The sequence below is a fragment of the Nocardioides luteus genome (assembly GCF_014648595.1).
In the GTDB taxonomy this organism is placed as follows: domain Bacteria; phylum Actinomycetota; class Actinomycetes; order Propionibacteriales; family Nocardioidaceae; genus Nocardioides; species Nocardioides luteus.
Genome location: NZ_BMRK01000020.1, coordinates 1 through 13760, shown reverse-complemented (window position 1 = coordinate 13760; position 13760 = coordinate 1). Strand labels below are relative to the sequence as shown.

At 69.6% G+C, this 13760-nt stretch carries 11 protein-coding genes; 3 read left to right on the top strand and 8 right to left on the bottom strand.

Annotated features, from left to right (window positions below; translation table 11 throughout):
* Nucleotides 1–118 precede the first annotated feature (118 nt).
* From IEY81_RS19840 to IEY81_RS19820, 5 genes are all read right to left on the bottom strand, one after another.
* Nucleotides 119–922: a 3'(2'),5'-bisphosphate nucleotidase CysQ gene (locus tag IEY81_RS19840; RefSeq protein WP_189120224.1), complete on the bottom strand. Its 804-nt coding sequence runs from the start codon at nt 920–922 to the stop codon at nt 119–121.
* Between the two features lie 10 nt (nt 923–932).
* On the bottom strand, nt 933–2996 hold the full coding sequence (locus IEY81_RS19835) for a serine/threonine-protein kinase (RefSeq protein ID WP_189120223.1): 2064 nt from the start codon (nt 2994–2996) through the stop codon (nt 933–935).
* 84 nt (nt 2997–3080) lie between these two features.
* Nucleotides 3081–4427, bottom strand: coding sequence for an exopolysaccharide biosynthesis polyprenyl glycosylphosphotransferase (locus IEY81_RS19830; protein WP_189120222.1), 1347 nt, complete (start codon nt 4425–4427; stop codon nt 3081–3083).
* 155 nt (nt 4428–4582) lie between these two features.
* Entirely contained in the window at nt 4583–5275 is a 693-nt protein-coding gene (locus IEY81_RS19825) for a response regulator transcription factor (protein WP_189120221.1), read from the bottom strand.
* Complete coding sequence (locus tag IEY81_RS19820) at nt 5256–6263, bottom strand: sensor histidine kinase (protein WP_189120220.1); 1008 nt, start codon at nt 6261–6263, stop codon at nt 5256–5258. The genes IEY81_RS19825 and IEY81_RS19820 overlap by 20 nt, the downstream gene beginning before the upstream one ends.
* A gap of 433 nt (nt 6264–6696) precedes the next feature.
* On the opposite strand from IEY81_RS19820, the gene IEY81_RS19815 reads away from it, so the two are divergent.
* On the top strand, nt 6697–7293 hold the full coding sequence (locus IEY81_RS19815) for a helix-turn-helix transcriptional regulator (RefSeq protein ID WP_189120219.1): 597 nt from the start codon (nt 6697–6699) through the stop codon (nt 7291–7293).
* Here IEY81_RS19815 and pth read toward each other — a convergent pair whose 3' ends face one another.
* On the bottom strand, nt 7294–7914 hold the full coding sequence (gene pth / locus IEY81_RS19810; RefSeq protein WP_229788018.1) for an aminoacyl-tRNA hydrolase: 621 nt from the start codon (nt 7912–7914) through the stop codon (nt 7294–7296).
* 7 nt (nt 7915–7921) lie between these two features.
* Entirely contained in the window at nt 7922–8542 is a 621-nt protein-coding gene (locus IEY81_RS19805; protein WP_189120218.1) for a 50S ribosomal protein L25/general stress protein Ctc, read from the bottom strand.
* Nucleotides 8543–8764: 222 nt separating this feature from the next.
* On the opposite strand from IEY81_RS19805, the gene pepN reads away from it, so the two are divergent.
* A complete protein-coding gene (gene pepN / locus IEY81_RS19800) occupies nt 8765–11194 on the top strand; it encodes an aminopeptidase N (RefSeq protein ID WP_189120217.1) in 2430 nt (809 codons plus the stop codon).
* Between the two features lie 37 nt (nt 11195–11231).
* Nucleotides 11232–12260, top strand: coding sequence for an LCP family protein (locus tag IEY81_RS19795; protein WP_194501186.1), 1029 nt, complete (start codon nt 11232–11234; stop codon nt 12258–12260).
* Nucleotides 12261–13032: 772 nt separating this feature from the next.
* On the opposite strand, the gene IEY81_RS19790 is transcribed toward IEY81_RS19795, so the two are convergent.
* Nucleotides 13033–13760, bottom strand: a 728-nt coding sequence (locus IEY81_RS19790) for an HNH endonuclease signature motif containing protein (RefSeq protein WP_189120215.1), incomplete at its 5' end; no start/stop codon positions are given.

Here is a 13760-nt window from a genome sequence, read left to right as displayed (position 1 = left end):
TAGATGAGCACGCGCCGAGTCGGCGCATCGGCACGCGTCGCTCGCTTCGCTTCGCTCTAAGCGTGCAGATGCGCCGACTCGGCTACACCAGTTTCTCGGGCTACACCAGGTTTCCCGGCTACACGAGGTCCTTGTTGCGCTCGATGAAGCCCAGGATCTGCTCGCTGAGCTCCGGGCGGCAGACGATGACGTCGGGGAGGTAGACGTCCTCCTGGTTGTAGCGCAGCGGCGAGCCGTCGATGCGCGAGGTGAACAGGCCGGCTGCGGCGGCGACGGCGACCGGGGCGGCGGAGTCCCACTCGAACTGCCCGCCGGCGTGGACGTACGCGTCGGAGATGTCGCGCACGACGGACATCATCTTCACTCCGGCCGATCCCATCGGCACCAGCTCGGCGCCGAGCTCGTCGGCCAGCGCCTCGACGAAGGCCGGCGGGCGGCTGCGGGAGACGGCGATGCGAGGACGCGGCGAGGTCGAGGGCGGCACCACCGGGGCGGCGCCGGTGTGGAAGGTGCTCTGCACCGACGACTCTGCCAGCGCCGGCTGCGCGACCGCGCCGGCGATCAGCTCGCCACCGTTGGAGGAGGCCCACAGGGCGACGTGGACGGCCCAGTCGTCGCGCGGCGGCTCGGAGAACTCCCGGGTGCCGTCGAGGGGGTCGATGATCCACACCCGGTCCTTGGCGAGCCGCTCCTTGGAGTCCTTGCCCTCCTCGGAGAGCACCCCGTCGTCGGGACGGTGCTCGGCGACGAGCTCCATCAGCAGCTCGTGGGCGGCCAGGTCACCGGCGTCCTTGAGCTCCTTGCCCTCGAGCCCGGAGGTGGCGCGCACCTCGAGCAGGCGGCGACCGGCGGTCTCGGCGAGCCAGGCGGCCAGCAGGTGGTCGGAGGCGAGGATCTCGGGCGTGGGAACGTCGTTGGTCACGCGCGGCACTCTAGTGGGGCTGGCGAGGCTCCCGCTGACCCCGGTACATGACCAGCCCCAGGATGATCGCGGCGACCAGCGCGACCCCGGTCAGCACCGAGCGCAGGATCAGCCCGGTCTTCGCGCGCTCGTGCTCGGCGGAGACGTCGTCGGCCATGGCCTCGGTCGCCTTCATGATGACCTCGCGCAGGCTCTGGATGTACTCCACCGCCCGGTCGGACCAGGTGCGCACGATCGGCTCGCCCTTCGAGGCCGCCCGCATCTCCTTGGCGACGCCGTCGATGCTGCCCTTGGCTGCCACGTCCCGGACCGTACGCTGCACCAGCATGGCGCCCGAGCCCTTGTCGAAGGTGCCGTCGGAGACGCGGTCCAGGTCGGCCTGCAGGTCGGCCGGCGCACCCGAGTAGAACGCCGAGGAGGCCTTCACCCACGAGGCCTCGGCCTGGGCGAGCTCCTTGACGGCCTTGGTGCCGATCTCGTTCTCGGAGAGCGCGACCACCATGAGCTCACGCTCGGTGCTGAACGCCTTCGCCGCCCTGTCCAGGTTGCTGAGGTTGCGGAGCTGGTCGGCGACCGAGTCGTCCTTCAGCTCCGGGATCTCCGCGGCGAGCATCAGCAGGTTGCTGGCCAGGCCGGTGTAGACCTCGCGGGCGGCGTCCTTGGCGGCGCGGTCGCCCTCCTGCATCTCGACCCGGTAGAGCTCGAGGTCGGTGAGGACATCGGTGATGTCGTGGTGGAGCGCACGCAGCTCGGCGTCACCGTCGACGTCGATCTTGGCCGAGGCGGCCTGCCACTCCTCGATCGCGATGTCGGTGGTGTGCTGATAGCTGGAGACCACGTTGACCGGGGCCTGGGAGACCGGCTGCAGCGAGTCCCGCTCGAAGATCACGTCGATCGCGAGCTCGATCGTCTCCGGGAGCGCCTCGCTGATGGCCGCGGCGCGGCCGGTGTCGCTGGCGCCCCGGAAGGCGGAGAAGGTCGCCCATCCGCCGACGACCAGGCAGAGCAGGGAGACGGCGAGCAGGATGCTCACCGTGCGGCGAGCGCCACCGGAGCGCTTCGCGGCACGGGCTCCGCCGGTCGGGATCGGCCCGCTCGCGGCCATCCCGGCGAAGCCGCCGGTCGAGCCGGTGGCGGTGGCTGCGGGGAACGAGCCGCTGCCTGCGTAGCGCTCGAAGGCGCCGGAGGTGCTGATCGGGCCGGACGGGTGGCGCGGCCGCGGGACCTGCGCATCGAAGGCGGGCAGGGGGCCGGAGCCGGTGAGCACCGCGACCACGTCCTGCGCGCTCGGCCGCTGCGCGGCCTCCTTGGCCATCATCATCGCGACCAGGTCGTCGATGATCTGCGGCACCTGCACCTCGTTGCTCACCCGCGGGACCGGGGCGGTCGCGTGCTGGTAGACCATCGTCGCCGGCGCGCCGCCGGAGTAGGGAGTGTGGCCGGTGAGCATCTCGTAGAAGACGCAGCCGAGGGAGTAGATGTCGCTCGGCGGACCGACCTCACCACCGGAGCCGCGCTCGGGCGAGAGGTAGCCGAGGCTGCCGACGACGTCGTGGGTGGAGGTCAGGCGCTGGTCACCGAGGCTGGCGAGTTGGGCGATGCCGAAGTCGACGATCCGGATCCTGCGGTCGCCGTCGTAGACGAGGTTTGAGGGCTTGATGTCACGGTGCACGATGCCCTGGCCGTGCACGGCGGCGAGCGTGCGCGCGGCCTGGACGATGACCTCCCCGGCCTCGCGGGCGACCAGCGGACCGTGGGAGCGCAGCCGCTCGCCGAGATCGGGGCCGGTCAGCAGCTCCATCACGAGGAAGGCCGTCGGCCCGCTCCCGGTGCGCTCGATACCCGCGTCGTGGACCTGCACGGTGCCGGGGTGGCTGGCGGCGGCGGTGGAGAGCGACTCCCGCCGGAACCGCTCGATCATCGTGGGGTCGGCGGACGTCCGCACGACCTTGACGGCCACCCAGCGCTGCAGGGTGAGGTCCATCGCCTGCCAGACCTCGCCCATGCCGCCTCGCCCGATCAGGCGATGCAGCTCATAGCGGCCGGCGATCATGGGGTGGGGGGAGGTTTGCATGGGGGACGTTCCCGTCGAGGATCCAGTTGTTCATTCGTGTTGACGTGCTAGAACACAACGGCCTGGGAGTGTAGGGGTTACGTGCTAATAAGCGCCAGAACCCCTGACGACCACCTTCACCGTCCGAACGACGATGCCGAAGTCTCGCAGCAGTGTCCAGTTGTCCACGTAGTCGAGGTCCAGGCGCACCGTGTCCTCCCAGGAGAGGTCCGAACGCCCCGAGACCTGCCACAGCCCGGTCAGGCCGGGGGCGACCGCGAGCCGGCGGTGCGAGTCGCGATCGTACATCGCGACCTCGCTCGGCAGCCCGGGCCGAGGACCGACCAGCGACATCTGGCCCAGCACGATGTTGAAGAGCTGGGGCAGCTCGTCGAGGGAGTACTTGCGCAGCACCCGGCCCACGCGGGTCACCCGCGGGTCGGCGCGGAGCTTGAACAGGACGTGTCCCGGACGGTGGTCGAGCGTGCGCAGCAGCGACTCCGCGTCGACGACCATGGTGCGGAACTTCCAGATGCGGAACTGCTTGCCGTTGCGGCCCACGCGCACCTGCCGGAAGAAGACCGGTCCCGGGGAGTCGAGCTTGATCACGATCGCCAGGGCGATGAAGACCGGCAGCAGGACGGTGGCGGCCGCGGCTGCGGCGAGCCACTCCCAGACGTACTTGACCACTCGGGTCAGCCGCGCCCGCAGCGCCTCGTCGACGTAGAGCAGCGTCATCGAGCCGAGCCGCATCGAGGACGTACGCTGCGGGGTCACGTCCTGCATCCGGGTGCTGACCAGCAGCGGCAGGCCGAAGGACTCGCTCGTCCACGCCAGGCGCTGGATCTCGCGGCCGGCCAGGTCGGGGCCGGGGACGACCAGCACGGCGTCGGGAGCGACCGAGGCGATCGCGTTGGAGAGACCCTCGGCGCGGCAGACCGCTGCCGCCTCCATCAGGCCGCCGCTGAGGCGGCGGGTCCACTCCGGGATCGCACCGGTGTCGTGAGCGGCCTCCACGACGACGACGCGCAGCGGGTTGCGCGGCCGCGAGCTGAAGATGTAGCCGCCCACCCGGAAGGCCAGTGCGGTGATCAGTCCGATGATCGTCTGGGCGACCAGCTGGGTCTGCTCCAGCTCGACCGCGGCGCCCAGGAGCCAGGTCGCCATGCACATCGCCATGAAGGCCTTGAAGACTCCCGAGACGGTCGCCCGCAGCCGCTCGGCGCCGGGCAGGATCTTCGGTGCGGCGATGCGGGTCATCAGGCCCCAGGCCACGCCCCACCCGATCGCGTGGAGGAGCTCCTGGCCCACGAGGAGCGGCGCGAGGATCGTCAGAGCCAGCCCGTCGACCATCGAGGCCTGCAACCGAGGGGAGGGTGCCTTGGGAGACACCCTCCGGTGGTCGATGTCGAGCGAGACCGCGGTCTCCATCGACGCCAGCTCTATCGTCATTCATCTCCCCCATGGGTGCTGGTGGGCGCCCGAACGCTACTTCATTCCAGAACCTTGCGGTAAAGAGGTAGTCGTTGGGGGCCGATGGGGGTCCGGTTAGACCAAATGAGTGAATGGCACCCTGCTGGTCCAGACCAGTCGGTCCGGCCTGCCGCTCACTCCAGGGACTGCGGGGAGCGCCAGCCCAGGCGGTGGGCGAGGCCCACCGCGGCGATCTGGGAGGTGACCTGGAGCTTGGCAAGGATGGACTTCACCTGGGTGCGTACGGTCGCCTCGGAGACGACGCCGATGACGGCGATCTCGTGCACGGTGCGGCCCAGCATCAGATGGCCGAGCACCTGCGACTCGCGCTTGGTCAACAGCTCCATCCGGCGGCTGAGCTCGGCGACCTCGTGCTGGCGGTCGAACCAGATCCGGATGAGCCGCTCGCGGTCGCTGACCGCGAGCACGCAGGCCCCTTGATACAGCCGCCTGACGGTGCCGAGGATCTCGCCGAGCGGGCGCGACTTGGAGAGCACCGTGCGAGCGCCGTTCCGCAGCGCCTGGCCCCAGCGGGCCTCCTCGATCGCTCCGGTGACCACGACGACGTCGACTCCGGCCTTGGCGAGCGGCTCGATGAGGCGTACCCCGTCGCCGTAACGGCCCAGGTCGAGGTCGAGGAGGACGACCTTCGGCTTGTTGCGCAGCACGACCGAGACCATCGTGGCGGTCGAGACGGGCTCGCTGGGCATGGGGATCCGACGTACGTCGTATCCCTCCATGGAGACGGCGAGCTCCAGGGACTCGGCGAAGAGGACATGGTCCTCGACGATGACTACTCGGTACTGGCTACGCGGCGACAACGCCATTGTGTGCGCCTTCCTTCTCTGCTTCGGTGTGGGGCGCGTCGATCTCGGTGCTGGCGATCACGGCGCTGGGAAGCGTGACCTCGAAGGTCGTACGCTCCGTGGCGGCGAGGCGGAGCGACCCGCCCATCCGCACGGCGAGCTTGTGGGCGAGGTTGAGCCCGATCCCCTGGCCGGCCGAGTCCGGTCCGCGGACGCCCTCCTCGAAGATCCGGTCGCGCACCTCGGGTGCGACGCCGTCGCCGTCGTCGGAGACCTCCACGACGACCATCGGGCCGGAGGCGCCCGGCTCGTGCCGGACGGCGACCTCGACATCACCCGCGCCGTGCTTCGCGGCGTTGTCGAGCAGGATGTTGACGATCTCGGAGAGCGCGTCGGAGCTGCCGGCGACGAGCGCGTGGCTGGGTGCGTGGACGACCGTGGTGCCGCTGGCCTCGTGGGCCAGGGTGAGATTGTGGATCACCGCGTCGACGTCGACGACGCCGTTGTCGATCGGCATCGTCTCGATGCCGCCCCGATGGGCGCGGACGAGTCGCTCCAGGCGCTTGAGCTCGGTGGCCATCATGGTCAGCATCGCGTCCCGGCGCTCCGGGTCGAGGGTCTCGGAGTTGCGCAGCAGCTCGCTGGCCGAGCGCACACCGGCGAGGGTCGAGTTCACCTCGTGCATGCGGGCCCGGTGGAGACGCTGCGTCTCACGCGCGGTGAGAAGGTCGTCGTAGATCTCGTCGGCCGCCTTCGCCTCCGCCGCACAGACCCGGCGGTAGATACGAACACCACCCTGCACGAGGCCGATCGAGGCGGCCAGCGAGGTGGCGATGACGACGACGGTGAGGAGGATCCAGTGCAGCGCGCCAGTGGCGTGGAACGAGACCCACGGCCCTTGGAGCACAGCGATCAGAAAGCTCTGTACGCCGATGAAGACGGCGGCGGTTGTTGCGTAGGCGGTGCCCAGCCAGCCCGAGCTGATCCGTTGGAAGATGGACGTAGACATACTGCTCCCCATGACGGGTCGGCCAGTGAGGTATGAGTCCCGAATCGGACCGTGCCCAGGTCCTTGCTCCCCCAGCCCGAGTTGTCGGGCCGTCCCATTTGAATGTTGTGACCGATTCCTTCGTTCAAAGGAAACGTAATCAGCACGTTATCGCCGCGTGACCGCATTTCGGGCCAATACCGAGAATTGAGGAGTCATGAAATTCCGAGGTCGCCCATAACCTACATTGCGGGACACGTTGTCCCAGGTCATCCCCAAACTTGGGGCTTCCTAGAACATGTTTCCGACACGCTTCGCCAGCAGGCCAGAATCGACATACCCTCGGGGGGATCCAGAATGCCCGAGACGACCGAACGGCGCAGCACAGATGGCAGGCTCCTCCGTAGGACTCAGGGTGGCTCTCTCGGCGGACGAGACGATGACACTCGATGCGGTGAGAGTCGCGCTCGAGGAGCGCGACATCACCGTGACAGCGACCGCTGCCACCGGCGCGGACCCGGCTGATCTGCTCCTCGGTGAGCCGGCGACCTGGCTGGTGGTCACCGACATCGACGAGTGGGCCCACCTCGAGCGAGTGTGTGCGCTCTTCCGTGGCGTACGGCTGCCGGGGGTGGCGCTCACCACGGCGCCGCGTGGCGGCCTGTGGGGAGCGCTCCTGGAGGCCGGCGCCGTCGAGGTGCTCGCCGCCGACGCCGACTCGGACACGATCGAGGGAGCGCTGCGCGACGCCGCCGACGGGCGGCGCGGGCACACCCCTGTCGAGGTCGAGGGGCTGGTCGCGCAGTGGCACCTGATGCGCGAGGGCCGCGAGCGCATGCGGCGGCTGGTCGCCTCGCTCACCGCGCGAGAGCGCGAGGTGCTCGAGCTGCTCTACGCCGGCGACACCGTCGCCGAGATCGCAGAGCACTTCGGAGTGGCCCAGACGACCGAACGGACCCAGGTGAAGTCGATCCTGCGGAAGTTCGAGGTCGGTTCGCAGCTGGCCGCGGTCGCCGCGTACGACCGGTTCCTGCGGCCGCCGCGCTCCTGACTAGGAGTTGAACCGCTGCTGGGTCTTCTCCAGGCCCTCGGTGACGAGGGTCTCGATGGCGTCGGCGGCCGTGTCGACCACGAACGGCAGCACCTTGCGCTCCGCACTGGAGAAGTTGGAGAGCACGAAGTCGTGCACCTCCTGGCGGCCGGGCGGACGGCCGATGCCGACGCGCACCCGGTGGAAGTCGCCGGTGCCAAGGGAGGAGCGCATCGACTTGAGGCCGTTGTGGCCGTTGTCGCCGCCGCCCAGCTTGACCCGCATCGTGTCGAAGGCGATGTCGAGCTCGTCGTGGATGGCGATGACGTGGTCCGGGCGGACCTTGTAGAAGGTCGCGAGCGCCTTGACCGGCCCACCGGACTCGTTCATGTAGGTCCGAGCGCGGGCGAGCACGACGCGTGGGCCGGGCACCCCCGGGGTCGTACCCCGGAGGCGCCCTTCCACGACGTCAGCACGGCCGGACTTGTGGGCGCGCCACTTGCCGTCCAGCCGGTTGGCCAGCTCGTCGGTGACGAGATAGCCGATGTTGTGACGGTGTCCGGCATAGGCCGGCCCGGGGTTGCCCAGGCCGACGACGAGCCAGACGCCGTCGGTCACCTTGTCGGTCACCGTGTCGGTCACCGGTCGGTCACTCGGCGTCGGTGGCCTCGGCGTCGGCGGACTCCTCGGTCTCGCCCTCGGCAGCCTCGTCGGCGGGCTCCTCGATGGTCTTGGCCTCGGTGATGTTCACGACCAGGGCCTCCGGGTCGGTGAGCAGCGTGGTGCCCTTCGGCAGCTCGACGGAGCCGGCCAGGATCTGGGTGCCGATCTCGAGACCCTCGATGTCGACCTCGATCGTCTCGGGCACGTGGGTGGCCTCGGCCTCGAGGGACAGGGTGTTGAGGTCGGTGACGACCATGCTGCCGGAGGCGGCGTCGCCCACGACGTGGACGGTGACCTCGACGGTGACCTTCTCGCCGGCGCGGACGGCGACGAAGTCGACGTGCTCGATGACGCGGCGGACGTCGTCGATCTGGACCTGCTTGGTCAGGGCCAGCTGGGTCTTGCCGTCGATGTCCAGCTCCAGCAGCGCGTTGGCACCGTGGTTCTTCAGCGCCATCATCGTGGCGTGACCCGGCAGGGTCAGGTGCATCGGGTCGGCGCCGTGGCCGTAGACGACCGCCGGGATCTTGTTCTCACGGCGGATACGACGAGCGGCACCCTTGCCGAACTCGGTGCGCTTCTCGGCGACGATCTTCTCGCTGGACATGCGTTGAACTCCTCGATGAGTGGTGCTGACGTCAATGGGGCCCGGCAGGTCCAACGAAGGCCGTGCGACGAAGGCACGGCGTCTCCCGGGGAGACGTCAACCTTGTCGATCACGGAGCGCGAGGCGCTCCCTCGCCGAGGCAACTGCCACAGCCTATCCCCGGATCTCGCTGACAGCGAAATGCTCGCGCGTCCTGACCTGCGAGGACGTACGTTGGAGGCCGTGTCCCTCACTCTCGACGAGGCTCGCGCGCGGGCCGCGGTGGTCTCCTCCGTCTCCTACGCCCTCGATCTGGACCTCTCCGGTACGACGAGCTTCCGGAGCCGTGCTCTGGTCCGGTTCCGTTCGGATGAGCCCGAGACGTTCCTGGAGCTGAGGGGTGCGCTGTCGGTGTCCCTGGTGGTCGGAGGTGAGCCGATCGAGGCTGCCGAGGCTGCGTACGACGGGGAGCGGCTGCACCTGGTCGGCCTCTCGACCGAGACGGTCAACGAGGTGGAGGTGACCGCGACGCTGCCCTACACGACCGACGGCGACGGGATGCACACGTTCACCGACCCGGTCGACGGGTCGCGCTACGTCGGGGCCTACCTCGGCATGGACAACGCCTCGAAGGTCTTCGCCTGCTTCGACCAGAACGACCTCAAGGCGCCGTTCGCGGTCACCGTCACCGCCGATCCCGCCGACACCGTCCTCGCCAACGGGGCCGTCGTCTCGCGGGAAGGCGGGCGGTGGGTCTTCGCCACCACTCCCCCGATCCCGCCCGCGCTGCTGGTCGTCGCCGCCGGCGCGTGGCACTCGGTGCGGTGGTCCGGGGTGACAGCGGCCGGCGAGGGTCTCGAGTTCGGCTGGCACGCCCGGCGGTCGCTCGCGAAGGAGCTCGACCGGGACGCGGCCGAGCTGCGGCGTACGACGGAGGCGTGCTTCGCCCACTACGCCGACCTGATCGACGAGCCCTATCCCTTCGACTCCTACGACCAGGTCTTCGTGCCGGGGCTCAACTGGGGCGCGCAGGAGATGCCGGGGTGCGTGACCTACCGCGACGAGCTGCTGCCGCGCGGTGCGATCACCGACACCCAGCGGGCGGTGCGGGCGTCGATCATCGCCCACGAGATGTCCCACATGTGGTTCGGCGACTCGATGACGATGACCTGGTGGGAGGACACCTGGCTGCAGGAGTCGTTCGCCGACTACATGGGCTACCGGGTCGCGGAGGCCGGCGCCGGCTTCTCGGACCTGCGGGTCGCGGTCGAGATCAGGAGCAAGCCGTGGGGCTACCGCTCCGACTCACGGCGCTCGACCCACCCGGTCGCGCCGCTGGCCGAGGACGTACCCGACGTCGACACCGCCGCCACCATCTTCGACGGCATCTCCTACGCCAAGGGCGGGGCCTGTCTCGTCCAGCTCGCGTTCTGGCTCGGTGACGAGGAGTTCATGGCCGGCGTCAACCGTCACCTGACCCGCTTCCGCTTCGCCAACGCGACCCTGGCCGACTTCGTGGAGTCGCTCGCGGAGTGCTCGACGAAGGACGTACGCGGCTGGGTCGACGCCTGGCTGCGGCGGCCGGGCTTCGACACGATCTCGGTGCGGCGCTCCGAGGACGTGCCGGTCCTCGAGCGTGAGGGCAGCCGGCCGCACGCGTTCACGGTGGCCGCCTACGACTCCTCGCTCCGGTTCGTCACGAGCACGCGGGTCGAGCTCGGCGCGGAGCCGGTGGCGCTGCCGGACCTCGCCGGGCTCGTGGTCGTGCCCAACGCCGGTGGCGAGACCTTCGCCGCGCTCCGGTTCGACGCGGAGTCGTGGCAGGCGCTCGCCGGTGGGCTCTCGGCCGTCGAGGACCCGCTGGTGCGTGCTGTGCTCTGGTCCTCCGCCGCGCTGCGGGTCCGTTCGCGGGACCTGTCGGCCGACGACCACCTGGGGCTGGTGGAGGACCATCTGCCCACGGAGACCCGGGCCGAGATCATCGAGGGCGTGGTCTCGGAGGTCCGCTCCGAGGTGATCCCGAGACGGGTGGCTGCCTCTCGTGCGGCGGGAGCGGTCGCGCGGGTCGCGTCGGCGGCGGCCGCCGGGCTGAGGGCTTCCGCCGACGACGAGCAGCGGGCGCTCGCCTGGGCGTCGACCCTGGCGGCGACCAGCGCCGACGCCGGGATGTTGCGCGCCTGGCTCGACACCGGCAGGGTCGGGCCGGGCGTACCGCTGCTGCCGACCACCCGTTGGGAGGCGGTCGTACGTCTCGCCTCGCTCGGTGAGGCCGACGCTCGCTTCATCGCGGCCGAGCGCGACCGGGACGGCACCGTCGAGGGCGAGCTGGGCGCGTTGCGGGCTCTCGCCGCGCGGCCGTCGGTGGCGGCGAAGGACGCTGCTTGGGAGGCGATGCTCGCCTCCGGCGTCGACAACCGACGCTTCGGTGCGCTGGCGGCGGGGCTGTGGATCCCCGAGCAGGCCCACCTGCTCCGCCCCTACGTCGACGCCTATCTCGCCGAGGCGCCGCGGCTGGCCACCCGCGGTCAGGCCTTCGCCCTCGAGGTCGGCCGCGCCTTCCCCGCGATCGCGCTCGACGACGGGCAGATCGATGCGCTGCGCGCGGCGCTCGCCGGCGACGTACCGACCGTCCTGCGACGCTCCTGGGAGGACCACCTCGACGACTGTGCGTAGCGGTCGCTAGCCTCTATCCGCCCTCGACACCCCCACCATGAGGACGGCCATGAAGAAGTCGCGCATCTGGCTCAGCGTCGGGATCGCGTTCGTCGTGCTCATCGGCGCGGTCGCCGGCACGGGCTGGTATCTCGCCCACCGTCTCGACGAGCAGGTACGCACCGTCGACGTCTTCGCCGGCCTCGACGATCGTCCGGAGCCCGCCAGCGACGCTGCTGCCGGCGCTATGAACATCCTGCTGCTCGGCACCGACGGCCGCACCGACGGCGAGGCGACCACCGGCAGCGACGCCACCTCGACGTGGACGCCCGGTGAGCAGCGCGCCGACACGATGATGCTGCTCCACCTCAGCGCCGACCGCCGCTCGGCCTCGGTCGTGTCCATCCCGCGCGACTCGTGGGTGCGGATCCCCGGCCACGGCAAGGCCAAGGTCAACGCCGCCTTCTCGCTCGGCGGCCCCCGCCTCAGCGTGCAGACGGTCGAGAAGCTCACCGGCGTACGCATCGACCACGTCGCCTGGGTCGACTGGGCCGGTTTCGAGGAGATCGGGGACCTTCTCGGTGGCGTCGAGGTCTACATCCCCGAGACCGTCTACGACTCGGCCCGCAAGCGCACCTGGACCCAGGGCAAGCACCTGCTCTCCGGCGAGGAGGCCCTCCTCTACGTACGCCAGCGCTACGGCCTCCCCGGCGGCGATCTCGACCGGGTGAAGCGCCAGCAGTACGTGCTCCGCTCCATCCTTCGCGGCCTGCGCCAGAGCGTCGACCCGAAGAACCCCAAGAAGGCCTACGACCTCCTCGACATCATCACCCGCCACCTCACCGTCGACTCCGGCTTCTCCGGAAGCGACCTCCGCACCCTCGCCCTCGACCTAGCCCGCATGCCCTCCGAAGACCTCACCTTCTTCACCGCCCCCGTAGCCGGCCTGGGCAAAGAGGGCAAGCAGAGCGTCGTCCGCCTGGACAAGCGCGAAGGCCGCCACCTCTGGTCCGCGATGCGCGAAGACGACATGGAAACCTGGCTCGAGCAGAACCAGGACGCACTGACCGGCCGGACCGTCAACTGACCCTGGGTGCTCCCGGTGGTCGAGCTTGTCGAGACCCGAGTCCCTGGAGGTCGATCTTGTCGAGACCACGTGCGTGCGGACATCGGCCGACGACTGTGTTTGTCGTTCCAGTGTTCGCCGCCGACCCGATCTCTGAGTGTCTCTCGATCACGCGCCGCGTCAAGGACGGGCTTCGCCCGCCGCTTGCGCGGTGGCCTACGGCCATCCTTGACCCGACGCCCGATCGAGAAAAGATTCCGCCAATATCGGAGCGGCGGCGAGGGGTGTGGCGCGGGCTCATGAGAATTCGAAAGAGCCGACCTCGAGTCATGAGGAGAACCCCTCATCCCCGCTGGTCGAGCCGCCGGAGCGGCCGGGCGAAGGCGTGTCGAGACCACCCTCCACGGAACATCGTCCTGAGGCGCGCAACAGACCGAGGCCGGCGTTGCTCGAGTAGGGGTCTCGACAAGCTCGACCACCGAGAGTGAGTGCGAGCGCCTTCCGGGTGCCTCTTCGGTCGAGCCACCAGAGCCGCTGGGCAAAGTCGCGCCAAGACCAACGCAGTCGCTCGCCGTTCGCTCGCGTCGCGGCTGAAGCCCCGATGGCCCGCACCAGTGGTCGCTGCCGACGATCGAGCTTGTCGAAACCTGAGCTACCGGTGGTCGAGCTTGTCGAGACCACCCTCCACGGAAGATCAAGCCCGTGGCACGCAACAGACCCGGGGCCAGCGTTGCTCGAAGATGGGTCTCGACAAGCTCGACCACCGAGGCCACCGAGGTTGCCGGGGTGCGGGTCAGGTACCGGCGCGTCGGCTGAACCGGATCTGCCCGTTGGGCAGCCGTTCGTGGTCGTAGTGTGGATCGTGGATCCGTCGATGGTCGCTCGGACACAGCAGGACCATGTCGACGAGGTTGGTCTTTCCGCCTTGGGACCAGGGTTTGAGGTGGTGGGCTTCGGTCCAGGCTGCTGGTGTGTCGCAGTCTTCTGCTTGGCAGCACTTGTCTCGGAGCCGTAGTGCGCGGTGTTGGATCGGATGCGCCAGCCGGGCGGTGCGACCGAGGTCGAGGATCTCGGAGTCGGTGCCCAGCACGACGGGGATGAGGTCGGCGTTGCACGCCATCCTGCGGGCCTCGGCGGCGGTGATCTTCTCACCGTCGAACCCGAGGGAGGCGGTGGCGAGGTCCTTGCGGAGCTCCTCGAGGCTCATGGTCACGAAGACGGTGGTGGCGTGACCACCGTGACGGGGGAGCTGGTCGACGTCGTAGGTCTCGATCACCCGGGCGAAGGCCTGCCCGAGGAGCCGGTCGTAGGGGGCTTTGCGGCCCTTCTCTTCTGCGGACCACTTCCGTGGTTGGGCGAGCGAGTCGAGCATGGTGCGCAGCCGCAGGCCGACCGCACGAGAGACACGAGCCTGGATCTCTACCGTGCCGTCGCCGTTGTCGCGGGACTGGAAGAACGTGCGCCGTTGGGCGTTCTCCTCCTCGCGCTGCAGTGCTTTGGCTTCGGCTTCTTCGAACCGGT